General features: G+C 69.3%; 12 protein-coding genes. 3 read left to right on the plus strand and 9 right to left on the minus strand.

The window, feature by feature from the left end:
* Positions 1-95: 95 nt before the first annotated feature.
* Positions 96-290: a cold-shock protein gene (locus tag C2R22_RS02215; RefSeq protein ID WP_103424157.1), complete on the minus strand. Its 195-nt coding sequence runs from the start codon at positions 288-290 to the stop codon at positions 96-98.
* A gap of 148 nt (positions 291-438) precedes the next feature.
* Between C2R22_RS02215 and C2R22_RS02220 the strand changes: the two genes are divergently transcribed.
* Positions 439-1,332, plus strand: coding sequence for a DUF5995 family protein (locus C2R22_RS02220; RefSeq protein ID WP_162562344.1), 894 nt, complete (start codon positions 439-441; stop codon positions 1,330-1,332).
* A 28-nt stretch (positions 1,333-1,360) separates the two neighbouring features.
* Here C2R22_RS02220 and C2R22_RS02225 read toward each other — a convergent pair whose 3' ends face one another.
* Positions 1,361-2,344 carry a Gfo/Idh/MocA family protein gene (locus C2R22_RS02225; RefSeq protein WP_103424161.1) on the minus strand — a complete coding sequence of 328 codons (984 nt, stop codon included), beginning with the start codon at positions 2,342-2,344 and terminating at the stop codon, positions 1,361-1,363.
* Between the two features lie 181 nt (positions 2,345-2,525).
* Between C2R22_RS02225 and C2R22_RS02230 the strand changes: the two genes are divergently transcribed.
* Together C2R22_RS02230 and C2R22_RS02235 are read left to right on the plus strand one after the other, a co-directional pair.
* Positions 2,526-3,272: a DUF429 domain-containing protein gene (locus tag C2R22_RS02230; RefSeq protein WP_103424163.1), complete on the plus strand. Its 747-nt coding sequence runs from the start codon at positions 2,526-2,528 to the stop codon at positions 3,270-3,272.
* Between the two features lie 110 nt (positions 3,273-3,382).
* On the plus strand, positions 3,383-4,225 hold the full coding sequence (locus C2R22_RS02235) for a DUF7537 family lipoprotein (protein WP_103424165.1): 843 nt from the start codon (positions 3,383-3,385) through the stop codon (positions 4,223-4,225).
* Here the strand turns inward: C2R22_RS02235 and C2R22_RS02240 are convergent.
* From C2R22_RS02240 to C2R22_RS02270, 7 genes are all read right to left on the minus strand, one after another.
* The gene (locus C2R22_RS02240; RefSeq protein WP_103424167.1) at positions 4,222-6,552 is read right to left on the minus strand and encodes a pentapeptide repeat-containing protein; all 2,331 of its coding nucleotides are present in this window, start codon (positions 6,550-6,552) and stop codon (positions 4,222-4,224) included. The genes C2R22_RS02235 and C2R22_RS02240 overlap by 4 nt on opposite strands.
* Before the next feature lie 142 nt (positions 6,553-6,694).
* Positions 6,695-8,065 carry a hypothetical protein gene (locus C2R22_RS02245; RefSeq protein ID WP_162562345.1) on the minus strand — a complete coding sequence of 457 codons (1,371 nt, stop codon included), beginning with the start codon at positions 8,063-8,065 and terminating at the stop codon, positions 6,695-6,697.
* Between the two features lie 8 nt (positions 8,066-8,073).
* Positions 8,074-9,024 carry a hypothetical protein gene (locus tag C2R22_RS02250; RefSeq protein ID WP_103424171.1) on the minus strand — a complete coding sequence of 317 codons (951 nt, stop codon included), beginning with the start codon at positions 9,022-9,024 and terminating at the stop codon, positions 8,074-8,076.
* A complete protein-coding gene (locus C2R22_RS02255) occupies positions 9,021-9,575 on the minus strand; it encodes a DUF2617 family protein (protein WP_103424173.1) in 555 nt (184 codons plus the stop codon). The genes C2R22_RS02250 and C2R22_RS02255 overlap by 4 nt, the downstream gene beginning before the upstream one ends.
* A gap of 1 nt (position 9,576) precedes the next feature.
* On the minus strand, positions 9,577-11,337 hold the full coding sequence (locus tag C2R22_RS02260) for a spermidine synthase (protein ID WP_103424176.1): 1,761 nt from the start codon (positions 11,335-11,337) through the stop codon (positions 9,577-9,579).
* 44 nt (positions 11,338-11,381) lie between these two features.
* Entirely contained in the window at positions 11,382-12,092 is a 711-nt protein-coding gene (locus C2R22_RS02265) for a twin-arginine translocation signal domain-containing protein (RefSeq protein WP_103424178.1), read from the minus strand.
* A 165-nt stretch (positions 12,093-12,257) separates the two neighbouring features.
* Positions 12,258-12,734, minus strand: coding sequence for a redoxin domain-containing protein (locus C2R22_RS02270; protein ID WP_103424179.1), 477 nt, complete (start codon positions 12,732-12,734; stop codon positions 12,258-12,260).
* Positions 12,735-12,833 lie beyond the last annotated feature (99 nt).

Below are 12,833 nucleotides of genomic sequence, written 5' to 3' on the forward strand. Positions count from 1 at the left end.
GACTCTCTCGCTCGAAGCCGTCGCTCGCCGGTCGTCGAAATGGGTCGAAAATGGCTGTCGAACGCCGATGCCTCGGATCGCGTGTACCGCCGGGGTTACAGTCGGGTCAGGTTCTTCGCGCGCGGGCCCTTGGGAGCCTGCTCGATCTCGAACTCGACCTCTTGACCTTCCTCCAGATCCGGACCGCCGACGTCTTCCATGTGGAAGAACACGTCCTCATCCGAGTCCTCGGTGGAAATGAAACCGTAACCGCCAGTGTCGTTGAAGAAATCAACCTTACCGGTCGCCATTGCATCTACCGGGAGACGACGCGGGAATATAACATTTGCGGCACGGTTTCCGCCGAAGGCCGGGGCCGGCCTGATTCATCAAGCGTCGATGGCGTGAACGTCCCGCTGCCAACGTATTTGACCCGACGTGACGTACCGGTTCGACGTAATGTCGCCGTCACCGGACGCTCCCCGCACACACCTTCGGCGTGCCCTGGTGGGACTCCGCCGTGGCCGCCCGCCCGACCCCTCCGACAGTCCGTCCGACCCCGACCCGGCCGTCCTCGACCTCGTCGCCGACCCCTTCGAGAGCGTCGACGACGCCCACGGACGGCTCTCCGCCCTCGAACGCCTCTTCTACGAGCGCGACGACCGCCGCGGCCCGTTCCTCGCCATCTACAGCCGCGTCACCCGCGAGGTCGGCCGCGAAATCGAAGCCGACTCGTTCGCCGACCCCGCGTGGGTCGAGTCGTACCTCGTCGCGTTCGCCGACCTCTACCGGCAGGCGCTCTTTCGCTTCGAGACGGGCGACATCGAGGCGCTCGCCGACCCGTGGCAGGTGGCGTTCGAGTCCGCCCGAGCGGGGGACAACCTCGTGGCACAGGACGCCGTCCTCGGCATCAACGCCCACGTCAACTACGACTTGGCGCTCGCGCTCGCGACCGTCGGCGTCAGCCCCAGTCGAGAGGACAAGTACGCCGACCACTGCGCCGTCAACGCGGTCCTCCGCCGTCTCGTCGACGAGGTCCAGGACCGACTCGCCGACCGGTACGCTCCCGGTCTCTCCGACGTCGACGAGTCTCTCGGCCGCCTCGACGAGGCGCTGTCGTTCCTCGCGCTCGCGGAGGGCCGCGACGCCGCCTGGTGGGCCGCGGTCGCCCTTTCCGACTCCCGGTTCGGCGTCCGCCGGACCGCCGCACGCTGGTTCCTCCGCGTCTCCTCGACCGGGACCGCCTACCTGCTCTTGGGTCCGACGGTCAGCCGACGACTCCGCGACACGCTCCGCGAGGTCGAACGTGGCCACGACTCCACACACGACCCCGGTCACGCCGACGGGGACTGATTCCCCGGTGCGTCAGTCGCCCGCACCCTCAGTCGCGCCCGCTATCGACGTCGACGACTGCTCCGGAGGCCGCGCTCTCGTAGATGGCGTCGATGGCTCGCATGTTCCCGAGCGTCTCCTCGCGGGTGATCCGCGGCGCGCTTCCCCCATCGACGGCGTCGGCGAACGCCTCGACCTGCAACTGGTAGTGGTCGACGGGTTCGAACTCCTCGACGACGGTTCTACCCGCCACGTGCCACTCCAGGGTGACCGACTCGTCGGCGTCGGTTCCGAACGCCGGGTCGGCCTGGAGCCAGCCGTCCGCGGTTTCGACGCGGTAGTACTGGCTCTGTGCCCGGTCGAAGCCCGACGCGACCCGCGCCGTCGCGTCGTCGTACTCGAACACCGCGGCCATCGACGTGTCGACGCCCGCGCCCCGGTCGTCGGCGGTCCGCGCCGACACCCGCTCCGGTTCGCCGAGGAACAGCCGCGCCGCGTTGACCGCGTAACAGCCGACGTCCATGACGCTGCCGCCGGCGAGGTGGGGGTCGAGGCGGATGTCCTCGTCGTCGTCGAGAGAGAAGGAGAAGGCGGCGTCGACGCTCCGGACGGCTCCGAGTTCGCGCTCGACGATTTCGACCGCGCGCTCGGTTCGCGGATGGAACCGGTACATGAACGCCTCCATCAGCGTCACGTCCCGCTCTCGCACGTAGTCGAACAGTTCCGCGGCCTCGGCGGCGTCCCCCGTCAGTGGCTTCTCACAGAGGACGTCCTTGCCGTGGTCGGCGGCGCGCTTCGTCCACTCGGCGTGGAGCGCGTTCGGCAGGGGGTTGTACACCGCGTCCACGTCGTCGTCCGCGAGGAGTTCCTCGTAACTCCCGTACGCGCGGGGAATCTCGTACTCGCGGGCGACCCGCTCCGCGTGCGAGGTGTCCCGGGACGCGAGCGCGAACGCCGTGTGTTCGCTCTTCTGGATTGCGGGGAGGAGGGATTTGAGACCGATGTCGGCCGTGCTGATGATGCCGAAGCGCATGCCGGTGTGTTCACGGACGGGGACAAATACCTGGGGGCATCGCGGGCGTTCGTCGACACCCGTCCGTGGGTCGTCGGATTCGACCCTGCGTGAGATGGGTCGAGAGATACGTACACCAACGTACAGCACACTTCCGCTCCTCACTGAACCCTTTTGTTCTCTGGCCGCCGACCTTCGTTCGATGACGGAGGATGGGCTGTTCGTCGGGACCGTCTGGTGCTCCGGGCCGTGGCTCGCCGTCGTCTTCGACGGGACGACGTTCGACCACGCGGCGACCTTCGACGGCATCGGCGACGTCTGGTTGCGCTACGAGGAGCGGGCGACCCGCATCCTCGTCGACGTCCCCGTCGGCCTGGTCGACGGCGAGACCGACCGCCGGCGGTGCGACGCGCTCGCCCGCGACGTCCTCGGCCCCCGCCGCGACGCGGTCTTCGACCCGCCCGCCCGCGAAGCCACCCGCAAGCGCCGGTTCCCCGCCGCCAGCCGGACCCACGAACGGAAGACGGGCCGGGACCTCTCACAGCGCGCGTTCGAGGCGCGCGAGGCTATCGCCGCCGTCGACGAACTCCTCCAGGAACTCCCCGAGGCCCGCGACGTCGTCGGAGCGGCCCACCCGGAGGTCTGCTTCCGCGCGTTCGCCGGCCGCCCGCTCGACTATCCGCGCGACGTCGCCGCGGGGTACGCCGAACGCCTCCGAATCCTCGCCGAGTACGACCCCGACGGCCCCGTGACGGTCCAGCAGGTCGCCGAATCGACCGACGGCGCCGCCATCGATGTGTCGGACGTCCTCGACGCGGTCGTTCTCGCGTACACCGCCCGCCCCGCCTCGGACCGTCTTCGCTCGCTCCCGTCGGACCCGCCGCGTGACGCGACCGGTCTCCCGATGCGGCTGTGGTACCGCGCGGAGACCGCGCTGCTGGAGTCGTAGCCCGAGCGTACCACTCGACTCCTGCTGTGCGCTATCCGACTCCTGCTGTGCGTCCCGTGCGCGCACGAATCTATACGGTATTTTATATTATCGCGGAGAGTATCAGTCTCATGTTCACGAATCGACTCCTCGTCGTCGTCGTCGCGCTCTTGATGCTCTCCGCCGGCTGTCTCGGCGGCGGTGGCGGCGGATCGGACGCGGCCGACGGCGCAAGCGGCGGGGCCGACGGCGGTGACGGCGCGGCGAGCCAGTCGGGTGACGGCGACGCCGGTGCGAGTTCGGGCGACGAGTTGGAACTGACCGACGCGGAGCAGACGCTCCGCGACGCGGGGAGCTTCACCGCCAGCTGGACGTACCGCGGCGTCGACGAGCGCGGCGTCGAGAGCGAGGTGAGACACGAGTTCTACGTGGACCTCGACGGGGAGCGCTCGCTCACGGTCCTCTCGTCGACCCGCGACGGACAGTCCGACGGCGGCTCCATGCAGCAGTTCTTCGCCGACGGCGTCACCTACGTCCAGTCGGGGCCCGCGGACTCGCCGACGTACTTCTCGTACGAACAGCAGACGAGCGACCCGCTGGCGAGCGCCCTCGGCTTCTCGCAGGCTCGGGTGTACGAGGCCAACGACGACCTCTCGTTCGAGGGTACCGAAACGTACGATGGCGTTTCGGTCGAGCGGTACGAACTCTCCGAAGCCAGCTCCCAGCTCATCCAGGCCGGCTCTGCGGTCGACGCCGGCACCGGCTCCGGGAACGTCGAGGTCACGGACTTCCACTACACCGTTCTCGTCGACGAGGACGGCCTCTCGCGGTACGAGTCGTGGTCGTACGAGGGCGAGACCGACGACGGCGAGACCATCAGCGGCGAGTGGGAGTACTCGCTGACGAAGGTGGGCTCGACCACCGTCGACGACCCCGAGTGGCTCGCCGAGGCGGAGGCCGCCTCGGAGGCCTAACTCCCGCCGAGGACGCGCTTGAACAGGGTGAACGTCAGGAGGGTGAAGAACAGGCCGTTCAGCATCCCCTGGCTCGCGGCGAGTACTTTCGCCGCCCACCCGACCGGCCCGATGTCGCCGTAGCCGATGGTGCTGAAGCTGATGTAGCTGTAGTAGAGACCGTTGAACAGTACCTCGCTCGACGTCGTCTCACCAGTAGACGCGAACACCGACCCCGCCTGGGTGAGAAACGGCCCGCCGAGGACGTACACCACGCCGAACAGCGCGGGGAGTAAGAAAGTCCACGCGGCGATGCGCGGGAGACGGTTGCCGTACCCGCAGGTCACCTGCATGAAGTAGTTCAGCCCGATGCTCGCCGTCTTTTTCACCCGCCCCCACGCGTTGAGCGAGTACTCGTTGCGGAGGATGTCCGTGTTCTTCTGTCGGTTGTAGTAGTAGCGTTTGAACTCGAACTCCCGGCTCGCGGGCGTGTCGCCGACGGCCGAGGCGCTGTCCTGAGCCTTCCGGTAGGTCTCCTCGATGGTCTCGTTCGTCAGCGCCACCGCGTACGACCCGGTGGCGTCGTTCTCGACGAAGTCGTGAATCGTCCAGTCGTTCCGCTCTAGGTACGCGTGGTGGTCGCTGAAGTCGAACTCGTCGAACTCGGTGAGACAGAAGCGGAAGTGGTCGAGGAGTTCGTGGCCGTCGCTGGAGCCTTCGAGGCGGACGTTCCCGAGCGTGGCGCGCGTCAGGTCGTACGGCACGGGCGCGCCCCCCTCGACGATCGTCCCGCCGTTGACGACGGCGTCGGTCAGGTCGACGTACGAGTCCGACCCGCCGGGGACGAGTTCGAACGTCGCGGCCTCGCGGAACGTCACGGCCCGGAAGTCGCAGGTGCCGTGGAACGTCGTCCCCTGGAACGACCCCCGCGTGAAGCGCGCGTCGCGGAAGTCGGCGTCGCCCTCGAACGCCACGCCGTCGAACGAGGCGTTCTGCTCGACGTGGTTCGCCTCGCCCTCGAACGCCGCGCCGCAGAAGGAGACGCTCGTCTCGAACGTCGCCCCGCCGAAGTCGGCGTCGGCGCGGAAGCGCGCCTCGTCGAACGTCGCCCGGCGCGCGAACGTCACCTCGCGGAAGTCGGCGTCGCCCTCGAACGTCGTCTCGCGCGCGAGCACGCGGCCGGCGAACGCCGACCCGTCGAACACGACCGGAGCCTCGAACGTCGCGTCCGCGAGGGTCGTCACGCCGGCGACCGAGAGGTCGTGACAGTCCGCCCGTGCCCGGAACGTCGCCCGGTCGAAGTTCAACTCCCCGCGGCAGTCGGCCCGCTTGAAGTCGGCGAACCGAAACGTCGCGAGTTTGAAGTCCGCCTCCCCCTCGAAGACGGCACTCTCGAACGTCACGTCGTCGCTGGCGGTTCGGCTCCCGCCGTCGAAGCTGGCGCCCCGGAACTCCGCGAGCCGTCTGAACCGCACCTCGACGAAGCTGGCGTCGTGGTCGAAGCGCGCCTCGTCGAAGTCCGCGATGCGCTCGAACGTCGCGCCGTCGAACGTCGTGTCTCCCTCGAAGTCGGTGTGCTCGAAGTCCGTGCCCGCCTCGAACGTCGCCCCGGCGAAGCTGACGTAACCGAACCCGGCCTGTCTGAACTTCGCGTCGGCGCGGAACGTCGCCTCCGCGAACGTGAGGTGGTCGTCGAGGACGTGGCTGTCGCCCCTCGCGGTGAGGTTTCGGAAGTCGGCGACGTCCTCGAACGCGCTTTCCTCGAACGACGCGCCCTCCTCGAACACCGCTTCGGTGCAGTCGACCCTCTCGATGAACGTCGTCCCGGCGAAGTCGACGTCCTCGCGGAACGTCGCCTCCGCCGCCTCGAACCGCTCGACGACCGCGTCGCTGGCGTCGACGTCGCCCGTCACCGTCGCGTCCTCGAACGTCAGCCTCCCGATACTCGCCTCCCGGAGGTTCAATCCCTGGTCGAGTCGCCCGTGGGTCAGATCGATACCCTCGACCTCGGCGTGCTGGAAGTTGAGGACGTGGTTCGTGTCGCCGTCGACCTGCCGGTAGGTGAGAGAGAGATGCGGCAGGGTCGCCCCGACGTACTCGTTGCGCCGCGGGTCGTCGATAGCGAGGTTGGCGAGGAGCCGTTCGACCACGTCCGTCGGATCGACGTCGTGGCCGGCCCGCTCGTCGTCGGACATGTGGAAGACGCAGTGGTCGCTCCCCTCGTGGGCGGGGTGGGGGCACTCCCACGTCGTCCGCAGGCTGGCGTCCGTCCGCGCGGGGTCGAACGTGTAGCTGCACTGTTCGGTCTGCTCGACGCGTCCGTTCTTCTCGGTCGGCTGCTGTGACATGGGTGGAGGGCCTCTCGTCTCACGTTCGCGCGAACGGTTGAATCTCACGACAGTTCAGTCGCACGGTACATCAAACTCCGGGTTCGCATCGGTTGCGTCGGTCGGGTCGTTTCCGTCAACCGGGTTCGACGGCGCGTTCACGTCACTCACCACCTCGGAGCCGCCGACGCAGCGTGACCGCACCAGCGCCGAGGAGGACGCCCAGGCCGACCGCGTCCGCGTCGGGTGGAACGGCGGCGGCGAGGTTCGAAATCCGATGGGTTATCTCGGAACCGGTATCGACCGTCTCCCCGCCGGCGTTCAGGAGCCACGCCGACTCCCCGTTTTCGACCTCCGTCCAGCCGGCGACGAGGAACTCGCTCCCGTCGCCGTCGACCGGGTGGAGCGCGTTTCCGCCGCTCCACCCGTCGTCGAAGTAGGTCGTTTCCCACCGGGTGCGACCCCGTGGCCCCGTCCGGACGACCCACGCGCCGCGGGGACCGTTCGACTCGTCGCCTTCGGGGGTTTCCTCGCGCGTCCCGACGAGCAGGTAGCCGTCTTCGAGGGAGACGAGGCCGTTCAGCCAGTTCCACGGCCCGGTCGAGTGGGTCCGCTGCCACGCCCGTTCCCCGGCGGCATCGAGCCGCAGGTGCCAGCCCTGCCCGTCGTCGTCGGTGGCGAAGCCCCGGTTGCCGACGCACACGACGCCCTCACCGTCCGCGTGGAGTCCCTCGATTCGGCTCCCCTTCGGCGCGTCGACCCGGTACCGCCACTGCACGGTCCCATCGGAGTCGAGTCGCGTCACGGTCGCCGTCTCGCTCTCCCCGGCCTGTTCACCCTCGGCTGGCGCGGTCGACCCGCCGACGTACCAGGCGTCGCCGTCGGCGCTCGTGGCGTTCACGGCTCCCTGTGCTTCGGTGTCCCCCAGCGTGGTCGCCCAGCGTCGGTGACCGGCCGGCGAGAGCCGAGCGACCCACGGTCGGGGGCGGGTCTCCCGGCTCTCCCGTCGACGGCCGCCGACGAGGTAGCCGTCGCCGGCGCGGACGAGCGTCTCGATTCGGCCGGTCGCGGCCGCCGGCTGGAGCGTTCGCGTCCACACCACGTCGCCGGCCGCGTCGACCCGGAGAACCCAGGGATCGGCCGACAGCGACGGCTCGGTGAACGGACTGGAGTCGTCGAGGTTGGTCGCCCCGCCGAGGACGAACCCGCCGTCGGGGTGGGGCGCGCCGGCAGCGACGCCGGACTTCACCGTGCCGTACGTACGCCGCCAGCGGGTGCGGCCCCGCGCGTCCGTGCGGACGGCGAGGCCGCGCAGGTCGTCGTGTCTCCCCGCGACGCCGCCGAGGACGTACCCGTCGTCGACCGGGACGAGCGTCAGGAGTCGTGACGAGTGCCCGGTCGCGTATCGTCTGCTCCACGCGGCCGAGGGCGGGGCGGAGTCCGGGGTCTGTGCGCGGACAGGGTCGGTTCCAGCGAGGCTCACGCCGGCCGCGCCCGCACCGACCGTCGTCAGGAACGCGCGTCTGGAGGCCATCGGCGTCACTACTGGAGGACGTCGCGCCGTTCGTCGGCCGTCAACGACGCGTCGTGGGCGTTGGGCGAGCAGTGCTCGCACTCCATCGCCGGGTTCGTGCTCCGCTCGTACACCCACACCGGGTAGGAGAAGAGGAAGAACGCCTCCATCTGGTGGCGCTCGACGACGGCGTCGGCGGGTTCGCCGCAGTTCCCGCACCACTCCTCGCTCGCGGGTTCCTGGTAGATGACCTTGTGCCGGCCGAACCCCGCCGTCTTGCACGCCTCCCGCTTCGACTGCTCGACGAGGTCCTCGACCGGGAACGGTTCCTCGTCGACGGCGTTGTCGAAGCCGGCGTCCGACTCGACGCTCCCCGAGAGGTAGGGACCGAGCCTGACGGTGTTGTCGTAGCCGCAGAAGTGGACCGACACGTCGCTCCCCCGCCCGTCGAGTTCGACCTCGTGTCCCCAGCCGACGACGTAGACGTCGACGTCCTCGCGCACCCTGTCGACCGTGACCGCGTGGCCCGCGCCGGTGACGTAGACGCCGGTGTCGGGGTCCGACCCCTCCGCACGCTGCTGCCAGCCGTGGCTGACCACGTCGCACGCGTCGAGGCCGATTTCGGGGTCGGGGGCCGAGTAGACGTTCTCCGACCCCAGCACCGAGAGGGTGCCCGCGGCGGCCTCGCGGGGGACGAACACGTCCGCGACGTTCGCGAGCGTCAGGTCGCCGTCGACCCCGCCGGGTTCGACGTAGGCGTCCTCGTCGCCAGCGATTCGGGTCCGTGGGTCGGGCGGTTCCTCGCTCTGTCCGAGCGACTGGTGGGTGAAGACGTACTCCGCGTCGGTCACGTGGACGTCGCCCGCGACGCCGTCCGAGCGGAGGAACACGTCCTCGGTTTCGGTGACCGAGACGGGCGGCGCCTCCGACCCGGCGAGCGTCAGGTCGCCCGCCGAGGAGACGTTTCGGTCGGCGGTCATCGGTCGACCCCCCGGACGGCTTCGGCGGACTCTCCGTTCGCGTTCGCGCTCTCCCGCGCCAGACGCGTTACCGTCTGAACCGCGACGTCGCGCTCGGGGTAGGTGTGGTACGTCTCGTACGCCGTCCCGTCGTCGGCGAGGTCGACGGTGGTCCACGCCTCGGAGCCGAATCGGTGCGCGATGGTCGCCTCGTCGGGGCCGGGGAACGACGAGAGCGACCGGACGGCGAGGTCAGTCGTCGCCACCACCGCGCTGTGCTCCCCGGCGGTGTCGACCCGCGCCGCGACGCCGGGGTCGAGTGCGACCGTCTCGCTCGCCGCGGCCGTCTGGGGGGCGCACGAACAGACCTCGTGGTAGTCGAGCGCCGGCGCGGTGACGACGTGTGACTGGCCGACGACGGCGACGGTGCAGGGTTCGCCGAGGAGCGTCCCGGGCGTGAGCGCCTTCACGTCGAACCGCTCGAAGTCGGGCGGTTTCCGTGGGTAGGCGACGTGCAGTTCGGTCGTATCGGGGAGTTCGGCCGTGTCGGGTGACGTGGATTCGGGTGTCATGTTACGTGTCGACGAGGACGTCGTAGTTCGGGTCGAAGATGGAGTTCACCTCGACGCCGTTGTACCGGGGGAGTTCGCGCCACCGGAGGTCCCGGTAGCGGTCGCGGTGCGCGCGGACGTACGGCGTTCCTCGCTCGACGTCGAAGCCGGACCGCTCGCCCGGCGCGAGGAGGTAGAAGCGTTCGACGCGTTCCTCGGTGCCGTCCCTGTCGACGTCTTCCCACGCCCAGTAGGGGGCGTACCGAGTGAAGCCGGCGTCGCCGACGGTGTTGACGAACGCCTTGTTGTGCTGGGCGTAGGCGTTCTCGTCGTAGACCCAGACGGCGACGACTCCCTCGGGGGTGAGGTTGTCCTTGATCGACCGGTAGAACTCGGTCGAGTAGAGCGAAAGCAGGTCGTCGTCCGTCGCGCCAGGGACGTCGAGGAGGACGAGGTCGTACTTCTCGTCGGTCTCCGAGAGGTACGCGTAGCCGTCACCGACGGTCGTGTTCAGCCGGTCGTACCTGTATGAACCGTCGTGCCACCGCGAGAGGAACGGGTCCTCTTTCGCGTAGGCCATGAACGCCGCGTCGAGGTCGACCTGGTCGACGCTGACGCCGTACTCACGGAGGTAGTCGACGGCGACGAAGTCGCCGCCGCCGACGACCAGCACGTTCGTGTCGGGCGAGCGGGCAAAGCGCGACATCGGCACGTCGACCAGCCCCTGGTGGTAGGAGTCGGCCCACGACTCACACAGTTGGACGGCGTCGCCGAGGCGGAGACACCGCTCCGTCTCCCCGGCGAAGTGAGGGTTCGGCCCCGCGCCGGTCCAGGTCCGCTCGTACGCGACGACGTGCTGGTAGGGGGTGGTCCGCTGGTCGAGCACGTCCACCGACATCGCGCCCGGCGGATACTCGTTCTCCACCTGCTGTTCGAGGTAGAGCTCCGAGAGTTCCCGGTCGAGGGTCGAGGAGTTCGCGACGGCGACGCCGCAGGAGGCGGTGACGAGGAGACAGACGACGACCAGCGCGGCCGACTCGCGGCTCACCAGTCGGTCGCGTGCCCGCGTGCCGCCGAGCCGCCACCGGGAACTGTACCCGCCCAGGACGGCGAGCGCCGCGAGGCCGTTCAGGAAGGCGAGGACGAACACCGTCGGGATGAGCCCTAGTCCGGGATAGAGCACCCGGGCGTAGACGACGGCGCCGACGAGTCCGCCCAGGTAGTCCATCGCCAGGACGAGCGACAGGCCGCTGCGCTCGTTCGAGGCCCGCTCGGTGTGCCAGCCCAGAGAGAGCAGGCCGACGATTCCCCGGTGAACGGCCTCGGCGACCCGGGTCGCCGTGGGTGGGAGAACCGCCGAGCCGTCGCCTGTCTCGTCGACCATCCGCGTGAGGAGGGGGAGTTCGAAGCCCGAGAGGAGGCCGACGACGACGACCGGTGTGCGGGCGGCGACCCAGACGAGTTCCGCGGGGACGGCCTGGGGGATACGGACGCTGTTGAGGCCGACGACGAGCAGGAAGCCGGCGGGCGCGACGAGCGCGAGGTACACCTCGGTCCGGAAGAGGTTCGACGCCTTCTCGTCGGAGAGGTCGTCCGAGAGCGCCGACCCGACGCCGAGGCTGACGAAGTACAGCCCGATGGTGATGACGTACTGCGTGACGGTTCCGCCGTACATCACGGTCAGTAGCTCCGAGTAGACGAACTCGTACGCGAAGCTACAGAAGGAGACGACGAACGTCAGCGCGAGCAGGGCGAGCACTTCCGTGCGGGCGGTGCGTGACATCGGGTGTGAGCGAAGGGGGACGGGGGGACGGGCGAAGCGGGCGGTCAGACGCGCGGGGAGACCTTCCACTCCTCTTCGATGGCCATCTCGCCGCCGAGGTCATCCTCGACGAGGACGTCGACGCTGGCCCAGCCGAACGAGTGGTCGACCCGCTCGCCGACGAGTTCCGCGCCGGTTCGGTACCAGCCTTCGTTCGAGGCCTGGAAGGAAGCCTCGTCGGAGGGGTCGTCGACGGTCCGGTCCCACGAAACTGGCCCCGGGTCCGGCGGGTCGTCGACGTACGTCGCGTTCCGGCCGAGGTACGCGAAGCCGACGGTGCCGACGGCGGCGGCGTACCGCGTCACCTCGTCGGAGTGGTTGTCGTACCAGTCGTCGTCGTCGTGGGTCCCGTGGTACCACGCGTAGCCGTTGCCGGTCCGCGGGGCCGAGGAGTACCCGCCGGTCCCGCGGCCGGTGGCTCCGCGTCCGCCGCTCCCACCGCCGCCTTTCGCACCGCGGGCTACCCCGACGGGACTGAGGTCGGCGAGCAGGGCGAGCGGGGCAGCGAGGGACGAGGACCCGCTGTCGTACCGGGAGACGACCCAGGGGTCGTCGGCCAGGTCGACTTCGAGTGCGGGCTCTTCACCCGACGAACGGAGTTCGACGTCGGAGAGGGCGTTCGATTTGCGGGGTGGAGGGGTGTCGTCGCCGAGACACCCGGCGGCGGCACAGAGCGCCGCGGCACCGGACGCCTGGAGGAATCGGCGTCGTCGCATGACTGTGGACCGGACTTTCGGGGGGACTGGTATATGCTTGATGGTCAGCACTACCCACAGTCACACGGCGGCGGCGCGCGATTCCTCCATCGGTCGCGCCGCTCGTCGACGCGACGGATGCGAAAAGTGCGTGACGGTCGGGACGGAGTCGGTCCGCCGGTTCGGTTACTCGGCGGCTTCGACGGCGTCGAGCAGTTCCTCGTAGTCCGGTTCGACGGTCGGGTCGTCGGTGGTCCACACGTAGCTGACCTCGCCGTCGCTGTCGACGACGTAGACGGCGCGGTTCGCGACGCCGAGGAGGCCGAGGTCCTCGATGTCGATGCGCAGTCCGTACGCCTCGATGGCGTCTCGGTCCATGTCGCTGACGAGGTCGAATCCGAGGTCGTGCTCCTCGCGGAAGGCGTTGAGCGAGAACGCCGAGTCGGCGCTGACGCCGAGAACGGTCGCGCCCGCGGCCTCGAAGTCGTCGAGGTGTTCCTGCAGGGCGACCATCTCGTTGGAGCACGGCGGCGTGAACGCGCCCGGGAAGAACGCGAGGACGACCGGGCCGTCGCCGAGAGACTCCTCCAGGTCGAACGCCTCGACGTCGCCGTTCGCCAGCGTCGCGGTGAACGTCGGTGCGGTGTCGGATTCTGCTACCATCGTTCGATAGTCGGTTCGGACGGTGAAAAGGGACGGTGAACGGGGTGATATGACCGCCTGTCGAACGTGTTAACAGGTGTCGATTCCGGCCGCACCTCG

This window comes from Salinigranum rubrum (assembly GCF_002906575.1).
In the GTDB taxonomy this organism is placed as follows: domain Archaea; phylum Halobacteriota; class Halobacteria; order Halobacteriales; family Haloferacaceae; genus Salinigranum; species Salinigranum rubrum.

Bases quoted from the DNA above. Each gene is read 5' to 3' on its own strand.
- C2R22_RS02215 (WP_103424157.1), bottom strand. From the start codon at position 290: ATGGCGACCGGTAAGGTTGATTTCTTCAACGACACTGGCGGTTACGGT.
- C2R22_RS02220 (WP_162562344.1), top strand. From the start codon at position 439: ATGTCGCCGTCACCGGACGCTCCCCGCACACACCTTCGGCGTGCCCTG.
- C2R22_RS02225 (WP_103424161.1), bottom strand. From the start codon at position 2,344: ATGCGCTTCGGCATCATCAGCACGGCCGACATCGGTCTCAAATCCCTC.
- C2R22_RS02230 (WP_103424163.1), top strand. From the start codon at position 2,526: ATGACGGAGGATGGGCTGTTCGTCGGGACCGTCTGGTGCTCCGGGCCG.
- C2R22_RS02235 (WP_103424165.1), top strand. From the start codon at position 3,383: ATGTTCACGAATCGACTCCTCGTCGTCGTCGTCGCGCTCTTGATGCTC.
- C2R22_RS02240 (WP_103424167.1), bottom strand. From the start codon at position 6,552: ATGTCACAGCAGCCGACCGAGAAGAACGGACGCGTCGAGCAGACCGAA.
- C2R22_RS02245 (WP_162562345.1), bottom strand. From the start codon at position 8,065: ATGGCCTCCAGACGCGCGTTCCTGACGACGGTCGGTGCGGGCGCGGCC.
- C2R22_RS02250 (WP_103424171.1), bottom strand. From the start codon at position 9,024: ATGACCGCCGACCGAAACGTCTCCTCGGCGGGCGACCTGACGCTCGCC.
- C2R22_RS02255 (WP_103424173.1), bottom strand. From the start codon at position 9,575: ATGACACCCGAATCCACGTCACCCGACACGGCCGAACTCCCCGATACG.
- C2R22_RS02260 (WP_103424176.1), bottom strand. From the start codon at position 11,337: ATGTCACGCACCGCCCGCACGGAAGTGCTCGCCCTGCTCGCGCTGACG.
- C2R22_RS02265 (WP_103424178.1), bottom strand. From the start codon at position 12,092: ATGCGACGACGCCGATTCCTCCAGGCGTCCGGTGCCGCGGCGCTCTGT.
- C2R22_RS02270 (WP_103424179.1), bottom strand. From the start codon at position 12,734: ATGGTAGCAGAATCCGACACCGCACCGACGTTCACCGCGACGCTGGCG.